Origin of the sequence: Neobacillus phoenicis, assembly GCF_047302305.1 — a bacterium.
Lineage (GTDB): Bacteria > Bacillota > Bacilli > Bacillales > Cytobacillaceae > Neobacillus.
Map to the genome: position 1 here is coordinate 3404007 of NZ_CP154847.1, position 17623 is coordinate 3421629.

Genomic DNA, 17623 nt, shown 5'->3' on the forward strand with positions numbered 1-17623 from the left:
TTTTTAATTTGAGATATATAATAAAAATTAATTATCCCCTCTATTACTCATGGGCAAACCAGCTACACCCCAATTTTCAGGTGGAATGTCATGTAGTAATACTCTGATTGTTTCAGGTGAATTACCTAACGTCCGGCTAACTGCTGCAGTAATCTCTGAAATCAACTGCTGTTTTAATTCTTTTGATCTACCCTCAAGCAAGTGTACTTGAACAATTGGCATTTTAAACCTCCCAATTTTTAAAGAACAGTAAAATCAATTTTATCCAACTCAACAAATTCAACCTCAATGGAATCCCCACTAAAAACATGAATGGCTTCCGTTATTCCACCGGTTAGGACAATCATCCCAGGTTCAATACAAAGCCCAGAGGAATGTAACATTTTGACCAATTCAACCACCGAACGAACAGGGTCTCCCATAACGTCTGAACCTTTTCCTAATTGAATTATTTTACCATTTAACATCATTCGAACCTTCGCTTTTTCCCATTGAAACTTATTTGGTTCATATATTTGTTCCGAAAGGAAAAATTTCGCACTGGAAGCATTATCTGCAATTACATCAATGAGGTTAAATGAAAAATCTTTATACCGACTGTCAATGACCTCTATTGCAGTCATGATCCCTTCAGTAGCCTGCCAAACATCTTGCTCAGTGACATTATTTCCTTCCAGTTTTTTATTAATTAAGAAAGCAAATTCCGGTTCCACTCGTGGGTGAATCAAACCTTCCAAAGAAAGTTCCTTATTGGACATCTCCATTGACTTAAGCAATCTTCCGTAAATGGGTTGATTAACCCCTACGGATTGTTGCTTTGCGAAACTGGTTAGCCCCATTTTCCAGCCAACAAATTGATCGCCATCTTGTAATTCTTTTTTCATGTTGGTTTCTTGAATTTTATAAGCATCCTCAATGGTAATAGAGGGATACCGTGTTGAGATTTTATCCATTTCTACAGCACTTTTTTGGTGATTGTAAATTTCATTAGATATGACATTTAAATTCATGTTCACATTCTCCATTTTTTTTTTAATAAATTCAATGACATTATCCAAATAAACTATCTTTGTAAATCATTTAAAATCCAAGATTTAAAATCCTGAAGATTTTTTTCGGATACAGTGTGTCCTTCCAGATAAGATTTAAAAGTCACGGGAATCCCAAGCTCAGTAAAATAATCGACATTTTCTTTCCCCCACTCATATGGCAGGACCTGATCAAATTCCCCGTGTGATATAAACACTGATAAATGCTTGCCTGGGTTTGTGATGTATTCTTCCTTTACAAATTGAGGAATATAACCACTTAGTGCCACTACACCCTTAATTTTGTTTCCAAGGGTGAGTGCTAATGTCATTGAAACAATAGCTCCTTGGCTAAAGCCCAACAAATATAATTGATGTGGATCTATTTCATAGTTTATTGATGCATATTCAATAAATTTAGCGAGCTTTTTGATTCCGTCATCGAATACTTCTCGATGTGGTTTTCCATAGCCTTGGATTGTAAAGTAGGCAAATCCCGGTCCTTGAGTCAAATGTCCCCTTATACTAAAAATAAAGAAAGAATCCTCTAGACCATTAACAAGTGACAACATATTTTGTTCATTGCTACCTATACCATGCATAACAAACAATGCGGGATACTTTTTCCCAGGAATCATATTCTTAGGACGGCGAAGTTCATATTTCATTTCGGTTTCCATTTTCAAAACCTCCTAGTATATAACATAATTCGATAAAGTTTTCTTATATGAATTTTTGTTTCTTATAAAATACCAAATGCAAATATGTAATGTCAACGGATTTTTCGTTAATATAGAATAAAGTTTACTATTAAAAAACTATTTGAGGTGATACATATGGATATCGGCTCTAAAATTATATCGTTGAAAAAAACCTTAATTTATAGAGATCGCTATCTTAGGAAAGCATCATTTTTAGAAACTCGTATCATTTCACTAGAAAAATATTTATTAAAATATTTTTCCACCTTTAAATGTAGATTTTTTTCATACCACCTTGATTGTCCATGTTCTTCAAATAATTTTGGCATTCCTAATCTCTCTGAACGTTTGCCCATTGCACCATCTCCAATAGATAAGGTATCAATCCAAATATGGTCCACGATTCCATCCAATGCTTTTGGAAAGTCAGGGGTAAATGGTAAAACTGGTGAAATAGAAGCTTGAGTTGATATCCCTGCATCATGAACTTCTTTTAGGGCTTTTATCCGTAATTTAATTCCGGGTGCATATGGAGCAAATATTTGCTTAATATCTTCCCTGTCTGTTTCAAGAGTCATGGATACAAGGACATCGCATTTTTCTTTTAATTTTAATAACAAGTCAATATCTCTTGTAATCAGTGGTCCTCGTGTTTGGATTTGAATAAAATCAGGAGGATTTTCAATCATTTCTTCTACTATCCCTCTTGTAATTTCTGTTTTACGTTCAATTGGTTGGTAAGGATCAGTTGCGGAAGACATAAAAATGTTCAAGGGATTTTTTTTCTTCCGTAGTTTCATAATTTCTTTGCGGTAATTTTCTGCCGCGTTTGTTTTAATGTCCAACCATTCTCCCCAAGGGATTTCTTTGAATCTTTGAATTGGCATTTCTCTTACATAGCAGTACCTGCAAGCAAACGCACAACCACTATAAGGATTCAATGAGTGTGTAAAGCCAACATCCAAATAACCTTTTGCTTCAGTAAGAATTTTCTTTGCAAGCATTTCTTTCATTTTAATTCCCATTTGGAGTGCACCTCTCTTTAAGTCTATCTAATAATTAGAGCACTCATAGGAATTAACTACAACAATTTTTCCATTAGCTTTATTGCTTTCCATCAGGAGATGCGCCTTATCGATTTCAGTGAGTAGGAAAACTTTTGCAATTGGCACGTTAATTTGATGTTTTTCAATATGGTTAAATAGTTCGACGAGAATTTGCTCTTTAAAATTCACCCCACTGTCAAACTGTGTAAAATATGCACCCGAAGGAATATCCATCATAGGTTCAAATTTGTCCAACACCCATTTTCCACCTAAGATTCCGGTCATACATAAGATCCCATGCACAGAAAGTAACTTCAGCGAATGTTTAACCGTGATCGTGCCAATTAGTTCTAAAACTTTATTTACACCTTTTGGAAAAAGGGAGAAAAGTTGATCTGACAAACTTTCATCATCAAGTAACACAAAATTATACGTTACTTTTTCAGGAGACCTTCCTGGGTTAAGAAGTCTCTTGCCACATCTTCGGCGCTCTTTCCTTTAACACCAACTTCATAGTTCATTTTTTGCATTTGGCTGTCGGTAATCTTTCCGGCAAGTTTGTCCAATGCTGGTACAATTTCTGGATATTTATCTATTGTTTCTTGCCGCAATAAAGGTGATCCTTGATACGGCGGGAAGAAATGTTTATCATCTTCAAGAACAACCAGGTGGTATTTTTGCAGTTCACCATCCGTTGAATAGGCATTCATAAGATTTACTTTGCCTGTTTGAATGGCATGATACCTTACGGACGGATCCATGGTAACAATTTTAAAATTTATTCCATATTTCCGTGACAAACCTGGATATCCATCTTCTATATCAGCAAACTCCGGATCAAAGCCGGCTGTAACATACTGTTCTACGTTTACGAGGTCTGAAATCTTTTTCAGATTATACTTTTTAGCAAAATCTTCTGAAACCGCTATTGCATAGGTGTCATTAAATTTCATTGGAGATAACAATGCCATGTTATATTTTTTTGCCATGCCTTCTTTTGCTTGTTTGTAGACTTCTTTACTGTTTGTACTTACAGGGTTCTCTTTTAGTAAGTTGGCAATCGCTGTCCCAGAAAATTCAGGATAAATATCAACATCCTTCGATATTAATGCATTAAAAACAAAGGTCGTATCGCCTAATCCGGTTCTAAGCTTCACTTTCAAATTTGTATTTTCTTCAATCAATAATTTATACATATTGCCTAGGATTTCCGGCTCTGGGCCGAGTTTACCAGAAATCACAATCGGCTTTTGCTCATTTTGAAGAAGGGTCGGACCAACCATAGAACCAATGATTAGAACGGTAACCAGTGCAAGAGCACCTGAGGCAACCATAATCTTTTTAAAGGAAGTTCTTTCGAGTCTTCGCAGTAGTAGATCAAAAATAATCGCTAAAAGGGCAGATGGCACAGCTCCGAGAATAATAAGTGAATAATCATTTCGGGATATTCCAAGTAGAATAATATCCCCTAATCCACCTGCTCCTATTAAGGAAGCAATCGTGGCCGTTCCTATTATAAAAATGGTAGCCGTTCGAATACCAGCCATGATAACAGGCATGGCTAAAGGAAGCTCGACTTTTAATAGTCTTTTTCTTCTGTTCATTCCCATGGCACTGGCAGCTTCCAATAATGATGGTTCTACCTCTTTAATTCCCGTATAGGTGTTCCGTAATAGAGGAAGGAGAGCATAAGAGATTAGCGCTATCACAGCAGGGACGGTTCCTATTCCAAAAAGTGGAATCAAAAGACCTAACAAAGCTAAAGAAGGAATAGTTTGCAACACTCCAGTAATGCCAATGATATATTCTGCTATTCTTTGTTTTCGTGTTAAATAAATCCCTAGCGGTATCGCAATAATTAATGAGAAAAAAAGGGCAATTAACGATATTTCTAGATGTTGCAAAAGAGCGTTCAAGAGCTGAGATTTCCGATCTGACAAGACACTTATCAAATTACTCATGAATTTGCCCCCCTTCTCTCAAATATTGAGACATTACTTTTAGAGCAGTTTGCCTGAGGATGATCCCGATTTCTTTTCCATTGTCCTCTACAGTAATTTGTTCAAACGATGTAAGATGTTCTAATACCTCATCTACTGGAGTTGATAAAGAAATGGTTTTAGTATCAGATAAATATCCGTTTACTGCTGGAATAGGTGTAATAAGTTCATTCAAATTAATCGATAATTTACGGCTGCCAACAAATTCACGCACAAAACCATTCACAGGATTGGTTAAAAATTCTTGTGGAGTGCCAATTTGAATGATTTCACCATCTTTCATCAGACAAATACGATCCCCTAGTTTCAAAGCTTCTTGCATGTCATGAGTGACAAACACAATGGTTTTTTTCAGTTTTCGCTGAATTTCAAGCAAATCATCCTGCAATTTTTCCCGGTTAAATGGATCAAGCGCACTAAACGGTTCGTCCATCAAGATAATTTCAGGATCCGCAGCTAAAGCTCTGATTACGCCTACTCGTTGCTGTTGTCCGCCCGAAAGTTCACTAGGTTTACGATTTCGATATTCTTTTGGATTAAGACCTACCATTTCTAGCAATTCGTCAGCACGAGCAGCGATCTTTTCTTTGTCCCAATTTACTAGTTCGGGAACAATCGCAATATTTTCAGCAATTGTCATATGTGGAAAAAGAGCAATTTGTTGCAGAACATACCCTATATTCCAGCGAAGTTCATTGATATCATAGTCACTAATTTTCTTCCCATTAATCCAAACCCAACCTTTTGATAATTCGATGAGACGATTAATCATTTTTAATGTGGTTGTCTTACCAGAACCACTGGGACCAATCAAGACAAAAAATTCGCCTTTCTTTATTTCGAAATCTAAAGATTTAACGGCAAAGGTTCCATTAGGGAAGTGTTTCGATACTTGTTCAAATCGAATCATTTTACCTCTCCTTTTTTTATTATAGCTTACCCTATTTTAACTAATAAAAATTACCACTACATAGATATCTATGTAATATACCAAAAAAATTTAAAACCTATTTAGTATTTTTTCTAAAAAATGTTCCAACTGTTCTTTTTCAGTGTCCGAAAAACCACCATAAATGACAGTATTCAATTTATCTGAGATCTCGAGAAAAATTGGTTCCAAATGGACTCCCTTTTCCGTTAGTTTGATTAGCGTTACTCTACTATCCTCCCAACTCTTTATTCTCTCGACATAACCTAATTTTTGCAACTTATCAATTAAAACTGTTACTGTAGGCTGCGTGCGATGGATTTTTTCAGCCAGTTCCTTCACAGATAAACCGTTTTTTTCGTAAAGGCACACTAAAATATCTCCATGAGAAGGGGCAATACCATTCACACAGTGTTTGCCAAGCTCCGACAAAATCAAATTGTTTACTGCGTCTCTAATCTTTCCAAATTTGGATGCTGTGTCATATTTTATCATGTTTTTCATTATACATAGACATCTATATATTTTCAAGTGAATAAACGAGTCAATAGAAAATGTCCTATTGACTCATTTATTTATTATTGATCGCTTTTTTTACCCATTCATTCTGCAACTGTAACTGTTCGCTTTGCAGGAATTAATTAAAGTTCAATGGTCGTAATTTTTCTTCGATCTCTTTTCGATTTGGTTCCAAAAATGGTGGAAGTGCTAGTTTTTCCCCCATTGTTTCCATTGGTTCATCTGTCGCAATTCCTGGAGTATCTGTTGATAATTCAAATAAGATACCATTGGGTTCCCTGAAATATAATGCCTTGAAGTAATAGTGTTCCACTTTCCCTGAATTCGGTAACCTGTATTCCTTCAAACGCTCTGCCCATTGATCATATTCTGCCTCATTCGGAACACGGAAGGCAACATGGTGAACACCTCGAAGACCTAAGCGTACTCTTGGCAATTCGGGTTTTGTTTCAATATGAACTTCCGCACCGCTGCCGCCTTCACCAGTTACATAAATCAATATATCTGGATAATCCCCATCAAGGGAAGGATAAGAACCTCCCATCAATTTCTTTGTATTTTAGAATAAATGTGAATCTTAAACATATCGACCGGGACCAAACGAAAGACAAATAAACCAATATATATCATCTTAAAATCCCCCGTTTTTTATCTCGAATCCGAGATAATTTATTAAAAAAAATGAAAGTTTTCTAAAACAAAAAATTCCGTGATACGAAGCTTGTTTCCCTCTTAAAAAATCTCGAATTAAGTTATCTTGAATAGATAATAATAATCCTTATAAAATTTTTTGTCAATAACATTTTATTTAGTGGAACAACGAAAAAAGGCTATAAGAGAAGCAAGGCTCTATTGGCCCTGCTTGTTATTCGACTATTACTTTTCCAACCATTCCTTCTTGGAAATGGTAACGACAGATCAGTTCATATGTACCGGCAGTTTTCGGATTCACGGTAATAGTTTTTTCTTTTCCCGGCTGGACTTCGGCGTCAATACTGAGCTTTTCTACTGTAAAGGTATGCTCTTTCTTACCTTCATTTTTCAATATCAACGTTGTCGTTCTTCCAGTAGGAATAGTAATGACTTTCGGATTAAAGGCATCATCGTACAACTTAACCTCAATCGCTTTCACTGACCCAAAAGACTGTGTTACGACTCCGGATTCAGCAAATACACGGAGTGAGGTTGCAGTTGTCACAACCAAAATCATTGCAAGCAAACTGAAGAATCTAGGTAACCACTTTATAACAGACATTCGCAATCCCTCCTTTCTTTGATACTATTTTTTTCAACTCATAAAAAATTATCACAATATAATGAGTTCAAATAATAACAATGTGTGGAAAATGGTGCAATGCTCTGTCAGATTCCCCACCCCTCATTAGGACTAATAGAACAGTTCAAATCATATTCTTATAAAAGAAATCAATAAGAAGGGGTGTACAGATACTTGAAAAAAGTTAAGGTTAGTTTACGGCCCATTGTAAGTAAGATAAACTTACCCACTGTTTTGAAATCTACTATTCTTCCCCGTGATTCCATTGAAAGATTATTTGTTGCAACCCAAGTAGGAGAAATCTTTTACATAGGAAACGGAGCTGTACGAACTTTTTTAGATATTCGCCAGCGAATCATAAAGCTAGGTGATCCTGGTGGTGGATATGATGAACGGGGATTACTTGGGCTGGCGTTTCATCCCCAATTTTATTATAACGGCTTGTTTTATCTTCACTATTCACTTGCTGGAACACAAGGTCCAGGTGCCCTTCCTGAACCTTTCAATCCTAACCCGTGTGATCCCAATACATTAAACCTAAGGTGGGTAAATAGAGAAACTCTATATGATCATATTGATACAGTGGAGGAATGGTTTTTACCAGCGAATGGTCAACCTCAAAGACGACGGACATTACTTAACTTAAGAAGACCATTTTTCAATCATAACGGTGTCAATAGCTTAAACTTTTCACCTGAAACAGGAAAACTTGTTTTAACAACCGGAGATGGTGGATCAGGCTATGATCCATTTAATTTAAGTCAAGACGATATGGAGATTGCCGGTAAAATCATTGAAATGGATGTAAGTAAGGTTACATTTATCGGTGACCCGCCCATTGTCACACGTTTTAATGAACTTCCCGTGTCTATTCAGGCAACCCTAACGGTAATGGCCAAAGGGGTTCGCAATATCCCGGGTATTTCTTATCAAAGGTTTTATAATCAGTATATGAAATATGTAGGACAGGTTGGACAAGATTTGGTGGAATCGATTTTTTCTTTCCTTCATTTTAAACCCATCCCAGTCACTCAGCTTGTTCAAGCTTCTTTAAGTAACTCTGAGCTTGACCAAGAAGGATTCATTAACTTTGGCTGGCGAGGGTGGGAAGGTGCTTTTCCTACCTCAATTATAGGGGGCTGTTCTTCAAATCCGACTTTGGATGAGAAAACTGTTGCTTATTACAATGAAGCAATAGGAACTTCAGTGAAGCGTATTCAGCCTCTAACTAGTTATTTTCATAAAGATGAAAGGCCCAATAAGTTTGGAGGAACGGCACTTACAGGAGTGCAAGCATTTATGGGGAATGAAATCCCAGAATTAACGGGAAGTGTTGTGTTTACCGATGTTGTCAGAAAGGCAAAACCTCAAACTGCGGCTAGAGGGGTTTTAGCTTATAGCAGGGTAAGAACAGATGGTAAATTAAATGATTTTAGTGTGATTGAAACCGATTATAATTTTGGGTCTAAGTCCGCTTATTATGTTAGTTTGGGAACGAATATAGATCAAACCAGACTATATTTAGGGGTTTATGACTCTATGAAAGTGACTGATTTTAACAAAGGTACTGTATTTGAAATTGTTCCATGATTGATAGAATTACCATGTTAGTAATCAAGCAAAATTGAAATAGATACATTCGATTTCAATTTTGCTTAACTTTCTTTAGCTGTTTTTATCTTCTTAGTTAAATATCCCAAACCAATGACAAGAACTGTAATAGAAGTTGGAATCAATAAATGTAAATCAGGTGGAAGAAAATACTCGAATTTTGGTTCTGCTACCATCATTTCGCCTGCTGTCCAAGCTAATATTCCAGCACCAGCATAAGAGATTAATGGGTACTTTTCCATTGCTTTTAATATTAAATGGCTGCCAAAAACAACTAGAGGTATGCTAACTATAACTCCAATAATTATACCAGCTATATTACCTTCAACCGCACCAGCAATAGCTAGGACATTATCAAGGGACATGATTGCATCAGCAAAAATAATTGTTTTTACAGCGGAAATTAAACTAGAACCTCCTTCTCTATGATAGTCTTCATCATCATCTAGTAAAAGTTTTATGGCAATATACACTAGAAGAAGACCACCTACAAAAGTTACGTAAGGTAAGCCAAGAAGGTATACAATTGCTATTGCAAATAGTAAACGTAAAATAATAGCACCAAATGTTCCCCAAAAGATTGCTTTCTTTTGTTGCTTCTTAGGAACGTTACGTGATGCCATTGCGATTACAACTGCGTTATCCCCACTTAAAACAATATTGATTAAAATAACCTCCAAAAGAACCGCAGAAGACAGACCAAAAATCTCCAAAAATATTCACCTCTTGGATAAGCTAACTAAGTCATTATATTAATTTGAGGTTTAAAAAAGACCAGAACTGCGATATTTTGCAATTCTTAATAGGCCCTCGTTAAATAATAAGTAGTTCAGTTTTTGTGGTGAAACATTGTAAACAGCATATGAATTAGCATCCCCTTTAGCAAAGTAAATAACAGAGAAATTTTCATTGACGTATCAACGTTTTATAAGAAAATAACACAAAAATATCATAGCGAGTAGCACCCCAAATAACACCTTGACAATGGATATTGTCATCGTGTACATTAAGGTGCTATTTTGCTATTTTGCTAGCAATTTGATATGTAATTTTAGCCTTATTCACGAGTACTCAAGGATTTTTTGCATTATATGGTAAAATAAACTTAAAGAATACGAAAATTCAGTTATTCGACTAACGGGACAGTTTATTGGGACACCGCTTTAGAATGGAATAGTTTAAATGACGGAGGTGAATTCCTATGATAATTTGGTTTAGACATTTACCACAGAAAAGTATGGATTTGACAGAATGGACTCCTTTCATACAGAATAATTGGTATCGAAAACATTATATGAAGTTTGTATACCTACTTCAGATAATCATTTTTCTGATACCAACTTACTTTACTACAGGATTTACTAATATTAGTATATCTTTACTCATCATAATAGGTATCCTTATCTTCATCATTCACGAATGTCTACACATTTTGGTAATAAACAAAAAAGGTGATATTAGCCTAACGTTTAGCGGTATATTTTTTTGGCTAAATACAAATGCAATCCTCTCCAAAGTTAGGTTCTGGGTCTTTATGAGTTTGCCCTTTATTGTATTGTCAGTTGTGCCAGTCATTATATCGTTCTATGTATTGGGAAATATCAAATTAATCCTATTGTTTGTAAGTTGGCTCAACACTTTTATTTCTTCCTCGGATATCATTAATTCATTTCTAATTGCAATTAAACCCAAGAACACAGTTTTTTGCAGAGGTTATTACAGAATAAAACCGTTTTAAAAGGTAACTCATATGGCGTTTGAACTAAAGTTAAAGCAAATTATAAAGCCGTTACCTATTATTATACGAGCAGGCGTTTTTTTTACAACTGAACAACATAATAAAGACAAAAAGATTGGGGATATCCCCAACCTTTTTTGTGTATTAATTGTATTGTTAATTCACTTGCTATTTATGCTACTTATTCATATGTTATTTCGGTTGCGATTTTAAGTTTTCTCCAAATTATCGGAACTACTTAGTTAAATAAACCTTTCTTTTTATCGTTTGGCTATGTTAAACGTGCCTGTTAATTTCCGCTCCATGCACTTCGCTTTCCGCGGGCAAGCCGGGGAGCCTCAAGGTCGCTACCCTCCTGCGGGGTCCCCTGCCCCGTACCCCACAGGAGTCTCCGTACTTTCCGCCCCATTCAACATTGTCTATTAAACAACATAGACCTTTAACACAACCTATCGTTTAAAACCGCTACTGGAATGTCTCCTAATTTTCATAGAAATAAGAATTCTAATTTAATATTGCTTCTCTTTAACGTTTACTTCCTTCCCGTGATTCTTTACTGAATGACGCTTTACGGAAGCAGTACCTAGAATGACAAACATGCTTACAGTTCCAATCCAAACTAGACCAGAAACTGGTGAGCTCCAGGCTAAGCCTTTTCCAAAGAAGAAAATTTCTCGAAGACCTTCCACCATAAATCTCATAGGCATCCAAGAGTAAATCCACTCTCGGTAAAAAGGGGACATCATTTCAGGTGCCAGTGCTAATAACGGCCCACCGAAGAAAAGTAATAAAACAAAAATAGGAATCCCCTTAAAGCCAATAAGTGAAAGTACAGCCGAAATCATTAAGATGAAACTAAAGGAAGCAATGGTTAAAAATAAGGCTGTATCCATGAAATAAGGGATATTCAATCCTACTATTCCATCTGCTATCCAAGTAAAGCCAAAGCCAATAACCAGTGATACAAACGCTCCCATTAAAATTTGACCAATCTTAATCGCGAGGTGTTCTCTTCGAGTGATGATTGGCATTTTGCTGACAGCAATAAAGAGGATTGCAGCAGTAGCCATACTTGCCATCCATAATGGTTGGAATAAGGAAACAGGCGCGTTCCCATTCATACTGTTTTTTCCAATCTCGTGTACATTTATCACTTTCTTGGTAATTGGCGTTGCTAAATGAGTAGCCTGTTCCACTGTAATTGTAGTCCCTTGAGCTTCAAATCCTTTTACTAATTGAGTACGAACAGTTTGGTTCAAGTTGTCCACTACTCCGCTCAATAGCTGGCCCGCCATGGTGGATGCCGCCGTATTCATTCCCTGATTGATATAGATTTGCACTTCAGGTGAAGAAGGGGCTGGCATCCGTAATGATGCTTGCTTCGTGCTAAAATCTTCAGGGATCACTAATGCCGCATAATACTTCTGCTGATCTAATCCCTTTTGGACCTCCGCTTTACTCTTTACTTCCACCCACTTAACCACAGGATCCTCAGCCGTTTTGGATGATTTTTGTATCTGCTCCACAATGGTTTGCCCCATATTCAATTTTGGTTGATTAGGGATTTCCACTCCCTGATCCTCATTCACAATGGCAATCGGCAAATTTTTCGGTTGAGGCTGGACCGACGGGAATAATGTTAGTGAAAAAATAAAAATTACGGCCAATGCGATAATTGGGGACAGCCACACTAGTTTGTTTTTTAACATAGAATGGTTTTCCTCCTTTAATTAGAGTTATAATAATAAACAACGTGTTGTTTACTTAATTGGATTATATGTGTAGATCACGTCCTATTCAATAATCAAAAAACGTGAATATGTCGGTTAAGAAACACTTTTAGACCATGTGTTGGATAACTTGAAGGAGGATATACTTTGAGAGTTAGTAACATCGATTTGCGCGTACTTCGTACAAAAGAGGCGATTCGAAATGCATTAGTAGAATTAATGGAAGAAAAGGGCTTTGATGCTATCACCGTGAAAGATATTACGATTAGAGCAAAAATCAATAGGGGCACTTTTTATACTCACTATCAGGACAAATTTGATTTAATGGTCAAATGTCAGGAAGAAATAATGGCTGAAATGGCCGCCATTGTAAAAAAGAACTTGCCAGTTATCGTAGCCCAACTTGGAACTGATACTTCGCCCATCCTACCATTTGCGTTCGCTGTTTCCATTTTCGAATATCTAAATGAGAATAGTGGGTTTATGAAAGCGGTGTTAAGTCCAAAGGGAGATTTATCTTTCATCACCAGACTGAAAGAGTTTATGTGGAAAACCCTGTTTGGTAACCATGCAAATGCACTTATCAAAGAGGAAGATTTACTTGTACCAGGTCAATATTTAGTTTCCTACATATCCTCGGCACATTTAGGAGTGGTTCAACAATGGTTGAATAGCGGCATGAAGGAATCTCCGCAAGAAATGGCTCGCATCCTATCCACGATTACCATTAATGGCCCCTTCTTTGCAGCGGGGGTGAAAAAATAATTTCGCCAGTGAAACAGGATTCCTCTTCCCCGTTAGTAAAACTCGCTTTAGTAATTGGCAAGTTTCTTTATTAGAAAATACAAAAACCTTATTTATATAAATCCTCACTTAGTTGTGATACGGACACACTCCCTTTTATCCTTAAGCGATTAACCAGCAAAAGTAAAATAAGCGGAGTTTTTCCGGTTAAATGCAAAATGGAGCTCATTTCGGGGGAAAATAAGGGGAGTTTTTCCGCTTATGCAAAGAAAAATCTCCCATTTTCGCATTTTTTGAGTAAATAGGCGGAATTTCTCCGTCTATTTACGCTCTTTTTTATTAATAATTACAAATTAAGCGGAATTTTTCCGTCTATTTATCAAATTGGGTACTTAACCGGATCCCCATCGATAATTGCGGACCATTTAGATCCTTGATACGGGAATCAGCAGTCCATCATAATAATGGAGTCAATTGCTATGTCAAAGCTAATGAAATTTCGTAGAATCCTGATAAATAAAGAAAAAGACGTATGCCCATTCATACGTCAATTCTTGTGTCTTTTAATTAAGAAGGTACCCGAAAACGGACTCCTTTGAAATTAAATTTGGCACTCTTTTAATTAACTATTTAATGTTTGCGATAGGAAACTTTTTATTCGTGAAAATTCGTTCCGTCAGTTGTTGCCTTAACGATCCCTGCACGAATGGTAAAATCTCCGAAGTGCTCCCCTTCGTTGCGTTCTTTGGCATAGCGGGAAAGAACCACGTTTAGTTCCTTCAAGATTTCTTCCTCACCGATATTTTCCCGATACATTTTACTTAGACGGCTGCCGTCATGTGCTGCACCTAGATACATATTGTATTTACCTGGCGCTTTACCAATGAAACCAATTTCACCAAGTGCATGTCGGGCACAGCCGTTTGGACAGCCCGTCATACGAATGGTGATTTCTTCGTTACGTAGGCCGTTTTCATCCACAATGGTCTCAATTTTATCAATTAGCTTAGGTAAGTAACGTTCTGCTTCTGCCATCGCCAATCCGCAGGTTGGCAGCGCCACACATGCCATCGAATTGCGACGGAGAGCTGAAAAGTGGCTTCCATCCGTCAAACCGTATTGTTCAATTAGAGCATTGATTTGTTTCTTTTTCTGACTAGATACATTTGCGATAATCACGTTTTGATTTGGTGTTAAATGGAAATCACCTGTATGGATTTTTGCAATTTCACGAAGTGCCGTTTTTAGCTTATAGTCCGCAAAATCTGCGACACGACCACCTTCGATAAATAAGGTTAAATGCCATTTACCTTGTATGCCTTTTACCCAGCCATAACGATCGCCGTTATGGTCAAAATGATAGAGTTTGGCTTCATCTAATTTCCAGCCGAGACGATTTTCTAGTTCTGTCTTTACTGTCTCTAATCCTAAGCGATCAACCGTATATTTAAAGCGTGCATTTTTTCGTGAAGAACGGTTTCCGTAATCACGTTGAATCGTAATTGTTTTTTCTGCAACTTCATACAACTGGTCTGGCTTACAAAAGCCGATAACCTTCGCAAGCTGCGGGTAGGTTGCTGTATCACCATGGCTCATACCCATTCCGCCGCCAATCGCTACGTTGAAACCAATTAGCTTGCCATCTTCCACAATGGCAATGAATCCAAGGTCTTGTGAAAAGACATCGATATCATTAGATGGAGGAACCGCAATACCAATTTTAAATTTCCGTGGTAAATAAAGCGGACCATACATTGGTTCTACTTCTTCCACATCCGGTGTACCGGCTACTTTTTCTTCGTCCAGCCAAACTTCATGATAGGCTCTTGTACGTGGCAAGAGGTCATCACTTAATTTCTTGGACCATTCATAGACTTCTGCATGAATCTCAGACTGATATGGGTTTGAGGCACACATGACGTTACGATTGACATCCCCACAAGCAGCAATGGTGTCTAAAAGGGACGCATGAATTTCTTGAATCGTCTTTTTCATATTCCATTTTAAAATGCCGTGCATTTGGAACGTCTCACGTGTTGTCAGTTTCAGTGTGCCATTTCCGTATTTGTCAGCAAGGTCATCCATGACCAGCCACTGGGATGAAGATGCCACCCCACCAGGTAATCGAACACGCAGCATGAACTGATACGCTGGTTCCAGTTTTTGTTTTTGTCGTTCATTGCGAAGATCGCGGTCATCTTGAAGGTAACTGCCGTGGTGCTTCATGAGTCGGTTGTCATCCTCAGGAATGCCGGCGCTGATTCTGTCGAGCATGACTTCTTTTAATGTACCACGCAAATAGTTGCTTCGTTCTTTGATGTCCTCAACATCACTTGGAGGACCGTCCGGCGCTTTTAAGATTTGTTTCACCATGTTGAAATTACTCCTTTCCATCCCATCAATATACATCCCGTTGGTATCGTTTTTGCTGCTGCATCTCGGCAAGATAGGCTTCTGCTTGTTCACGGCTCATATTGCCTTCTTTTTCAATAACTGAAAGAAGTGTGTGATGGACGTCATGTGCCATGTGTTTCTCATCTCCGCAAATATAAAGGTGTGCTCCTTCTTGTAGCCATTCAAATAGTTCTTTGCTTTGCTCAAGCATACGGTGTTGAACATATACTTTCTCATCTGTATCACGTGAGAACGCCACATCTAACTTAGTCAGTACGCCTTCTTTTAACCACTTTTGCCATTCGGTTTGGTAAAGGAAATCTGTTACAAAATGCTGGTCTCCGAAAAATAGCCATGATTTTCCTTCTGCACCTGTTTCTTCTCGTTCCTGAATGAACGAACGGAATGGTGCTACTCCTGTACCAGGTCCAACCATGATAATTGGTGTTTCTGGGTTTGTTGGCAGCTTAAAGTTCTCGTTTTGCTGTATAAATACAGGCAGTGAATCTCCAGGTTGCAAGCGTTCAGCTGTTAAAATGGAGCAAACTCCCTTTCTATCACGACCATGAGCATCATAGCGTACAGCACCGATCGTTAAATGGACTTCATCCGGGTTAGCTGCTATGCTGCTCGCAATCGAGTAAAGACGAGCAGGTATTTTACGAAGTACCGAAATAAATTCTTGTGCCGATTCTCCCCAATGACCAAAATCACGAACGAGGTCTAGGAGGTCACGTCCACTAATGTATGCTTTCATTTTTTCCTCATTACCCTGTACAAGCAGTTCTTGTAGCTCCTCATTATTAGAAAGCTTTGCCACTTTTTCAAGGAACGGTTTTGATAATACGGTAATCTCAAAATAAGAAGTGAGCGCTTTTTTAAGGGATAGAGCGTCCCCTTGTTTGTTAACGATCACTATTTCTTCCGCATTCCATGGCAATTCAGCAAGGAGTTGTTCAACGAGTGCTGGATCGTTTTCTGGATAGATTCCTAGACTGTCACCCGGTTCAAAAGTCAACCCAGAGCCTTCGAGTGATATTTCGAGGTGACGTGTTTCTTTATTGGAGCCCCGTCCATTTAGATTGATATTGTCAAGTACTTCGGCTTTAAATGGATTGCTTCTTGAATACAAGGATTCAGTAGATTGAACTGTAGCCGCTACTGGACTTTCTTTTAAAGGGGTGATTCCTTCTAGTTCAGTATTTAAGCTGCCGAAGATTCCTTCGAGCCACTCAGATGCTGGCTCATCATAATCCACATCGCAGTCGAAACGTGGATACAGGCGTGTGCCGCCCAGTTCTTCCAGACGAGAATCGAATTCTTTTCCTGTTTGACAGAAGAATTCATAGGAGCTGTCGCCAAGTGCTAGCACTGAGAAATGAAGATCCGTCAGCTTTGGTGCTCTTTTGCTGTGTAAAAACTCATGGAATGTGAGTGCACTATCCGGTGGCTCCCCTTCCCCATGGGTACTTACTATAATAAGAAGGTTTTGGACTTTCTTTAAATTATTTGTTTTAAAATCATTCATAGAAGAGACGGTTACTTTGAACCCTTTTTCCTCTAATGTTTTGCCCGTCTTCTTTGCAAGTCCCCTAGCATTGCCCGTTTGTGAACCATAAAGGATGGTAATTTCTTTTGCAGCTTTTGAATCACTGCTTTGGACAGGAAGGACTGCCCCCTGATTGTTGGCTGCTCCAAGAATAGTAAATGGGGTTGCAGCAAGATAGCCGCTCAGCCAAACTTTTTGGGCGTCAGTTAAGGTAGGCAAAAGGCGGTTAAGTAGTTCTGCCTGCTCCTGATTAAACGGACTGTTGATTACCTGAAGTTGCAACGATATCCACCTCACTAAGGAATAAACTTTTTATTTTTTGTACAATCATGATTCTTTTATATTAGTTATCTAAGAAT

At 37.7% G+C, this 17623-nt stretch carries 16 protein-coding genes and 1 pseudogene; 3 read left to right on the forward strand and 14 right to left on the reverse strand.

Going from position 1 to position 17623, the window contains the following annotated elements:
* Positions 1 to 27 precede the first annotated feature (27 nt).
* The 10 genes and pseudogenes from AA0X95_RS17610 to AA0X95_RS17655 all read right to left on the reverse strand — a co-directional run bounded on the left by AA0X95_RS17610 (position 28) and on the right by AA0X95_RS17655 (position 7477).
* Entirely contained in the window at positions 28 to 222 is a 195-nt protein-coding gene (locus tag AA0X95_RS17610; protein WP_413300086.1) for a 2-hydroxymuconate tautomerase, read from the reverse strand.
* A gap of 17 nt (positions 223 to 239) precedes the next feature.
* Positions 240 to 1010: a 2-keto-4-pentenoate hydratase gene (locus AA0X95_RS17615; protein WP_413300088.1), complete on the reverse strand. Its 771-nt coding sequence runs from the start codon at positions 1008 to 1010 to the stop codon at positions 240 to 242.
* Positions 1011 to 1063: 53 nt separating this feature from the next.
* Positions 1064 to 1708 (reverse strand): alpha/beta hydrolase, encoded by a 645-nt coding sequence (locus tag AA0X95_RS17620; RefSeq protein WP_413300090.1) that lies wholly within the window; start codon positions 1706 to 1708, stop codon positions 1064 to 1066.
* 212 nt (positions 1709 to 1920) lie between these two features.
* The gene (locus tag AA0X95_RS17625) at positions 1921 to 2754 is read right to left on the reverse strand and encodes a radical SAM protein (RefSeq protein WP_413300092.1); all 834 of its coding nucleotides are present in this window, start codon (positions 2752 to 2754) and stop codon (positions 1921 to 1923) included.
* Positions 2755 to 2781: 27 nt separating this feature from the next.
* Entirely contained in the window at positions 2782 to 3177 is a 396-nt protein-coding gene (locus tag AA0X95_RS17630; RefSeq protein WP_413300094.1) for a zinc-binding dehydrogenase, read from the reverse strand.
* 32 nt (positions 3178 to 3209) lie between these two features.
* Positions 3210 to 4736, reverse strand: a complete 1527-nt coding sequence (opuFB, locus tag AA0X95_RS17635; protein ID WP_413300096.1) for an osmoprotectant update ABC transporter permease/substrate-binding subunit OpuFB — start codon at positions 4734 to 4736, stop codon at positions 3210 to 3212.
* Complete coding sequence (gene opuFA / locus AA0X95_RS17640) at positions 4729 to 5685, reverse strand: osmoprotectant update ABC transporter ATP-binding subunit OpuFA (RefSeq protein WP_413300098.1); 957 nt, start codon at positions 5683 to 5685, stop codon at positions 4729 to 4731. Before opuFA ends, opuFB begins: the two co-directional genes overlap by 8 nt.
* A 90-nt stretch (positions 5686 to 5775) precedes the next feature.
* On the reverse strand, positions 5776 to 6207 hold the full coding sequence (locus tag AA0X95_RS17645; RefSeq protein WP_413300100.1) for a MarR family winged helix-turn-helix transcriptional regulator: 432 nt from the start codon (positions 6205 to 6207) through the stop codon (positions 5776 to 5778).
* Positions 6208 to 6340: 133 nt separating this feature from the next.
* Positions 6341 to 6760 (reverse strand): annotated as a pseudogene (locus AA0X95_RS17650) (VOC family protein); the annotation flags it as partial.
* 327 nt (positions 6761 to 7087) lie between these two features.
* Positions 7088 to 7477 carry a cupredoxin domain-containing protein gene (locus AA0X95_RS17655; protein ID WP_413300102.1) on the reverse strand — a complete coding sequence of 130 codons (390 nt, stop codon included), beginning with the start codon at positions 7475 to 7477 and terminating at the stop codon, positions 7088 to 7090.
* Positions 7478 to 7672: 195 nt separating this feature from the next.
* Here AA0X95_RS17655 and AA0X95_RS17660 point away from each other — a divergent pair, with 195 nt between their 5' ends.
* Positions 7673 to 9088 (forward strand): PQQ-dependent sugar dehydrogenase, encoded by a 1416-nt coding sequence (locus AA0X95_RS17660; protein WP_413300104.1) that lies wholly within the window; start codon positions 7673 to 7675, stop codon positions 9086 to 9088.
* A gap of 65 nt (positions 9089 to 9153) precedes the next feature.
* On the opposite strand, the gene AA0X95_RS17665 is transcribed toward AA0X95_RS17660, so the two are convergent.
* Positions 9154 to 9822 carry a TerC family protein gene (locus tag AA0X95_RS17665; RefSeq protein ID WP_413300106.1) on the reverse strand — a complete coding sequence of 223 codons (669 nt, stop codon included), beginning with the start codon at positions 9820 to 9822 and terminating at the stop codon, positions 9154 to 9156.
* A 482-nt stretch (positions 9823 to 10304) separates the two neighbouring features.
* Between AA0X95_RS17665 and AA0X95_RS17670 the strand changes: the two genes are divergently transcribed.
* Positions 10305 to 10847: a DUF3267 domain-containing protein gene (locus tag AA0X95_RS17670; RefSeq protein WP_413310084.1), complete on the forward strand. Its 543-nt coding sequence runs from the start codon at positions 10305 to 10307 to the stop codon at positions 10845 to 10847.
* A gap of 509 nt (positions 10848 to 11356) precedes the next feature.
* Here AA0X95_RS17670 and AA0X95_RS17675 read toward each other — a convergent pair.
* A complete protein-coding gene (locus AA0X95_RS17675; protein ID WP_413300108.1) occupies positions 11357 to 12556 on the reverse strand; it encodes a YhgE/Pip domain-containing protein in 1200 nt (399 codons plus the stop codon).
* Positions 12557 to 12724: 168 nt separating this feature from the next.
* Here AA0X95_RS17675 and AA0X95_RS17680 point away from each other — a divergent pair, with 168 nt between their 5' ends.
* Positions 12725 to 13342, forward strand: coding sequence for a TetR/AcrR family transcriptional regulator (locus AA0X95_RS17680; protein WP_413300110.1), 618 nt, complete (start codon positions 12725 to 12727; stop codon positions 13340 to 13342).
* 633 nt (positions 13343 to 13975) lie between these two features.
* Here AA0X95_RS17680 and cysI read toward each other — a convergent pair.
* Both cysI and AA0X95_RS17690 read right to left on the reverse strand, forming a co-directional pair.
* Positions 13976 to 15694, reverse strand: a complete 1719-nt coding sequence (gene cysI / locus AA0X95_RS17685) for an assimilatory sulfite reductase (NADPH) hemoprotein subunit (protein ID WP_413300112.1) — start codon at positions 15692 to 15694, stop codon at positions 13976 to 13978.
* A 25-nt stretch (positions 15695 to 15719) separates the two neighbouring features.
* On the reverse strand, positions 15720 to 17546 hold the full coding sequence (locus tag AA0X95_RS17690) for an assimilatory sulfite reductase (NADPH) flavoprotein subunit (RefSeq protein WP_413300114.1): 1827 nt from the start codon (positions 17544 to 17546) through the stop codon (positions 15720 to 15722).
* Between the last annotated feature and the right edge of the window lie 77 nt (positions 17547 to 17623).

Coding starts and splice junctions, on each gene's coding strand:
- opuFB (WP_413300096.1), bottom strand. CDS start 4,736: ATGAGTAATTTGATAAGTGTCTTGTCAGATCGGAAATCTCAGCTCTTG.
- AA0X95_RS17625 (WP_413300092.1), bottom strand. CDS start 2,754: ATGGGAATTAAAATGAAAGAAATGCTTGCAAAGAAAATTCTTACTGAA.
- AA0X95_RS17645 (WP_413300100.1), bottom strand. CDS start 6,207: ATGAAAAACATGATAAAATATGACACAGCATCCAAATTTGGAAAGATT.
- AA0X95_RS17675 (WP_413300108.1), bottom strand. CDS start 12,556: ATGTTAAAAAACAAACTAGTGTGGCTGTCCCCAATTATCGCATTGGCC.
- AA0X95_RS17620 (WP_413300090.1), bottom strand. CDS start 1,708: ATGGAAACCGAAATGAAATATGAACTTCGCCGTCCTAAGAATATGATT.
- AA0X95_RS17610 (WP_413300086.1), bottom strand. CDS start 222: ATGCCAATTGTTCAAGTACACTTGCTTGAGGGTAGATCAAAAGAATTA.
- AA0X95_RS17655 (WP_413300102.1), bottom strand. CDS start 7,477: ATGTCTGTTATAAAGTGGTTACCTAGATTCTTCAGTTTGCTTGCAATG.
- cysI (WP_413300112.1), bottom strand. CDS start 15,694: ATGGTGAAACAAATCTTAAAAGCGCCGGACGGTCCTCCAAGTGATGTT.
- AA0X95_RS17615 (WP_413300088.1), bottom strand. CDS start 1,010: ATGAATTTAAATGTCATATCTAATGAAATTTACAATCACCAAAAAAGT.
- opuFA (WP_413300098.1), bottom strand. CDS start 5,685: ATGATTCGATTTGAACAAGTATCGAAACACTTCCCTAATGGAACCTTT.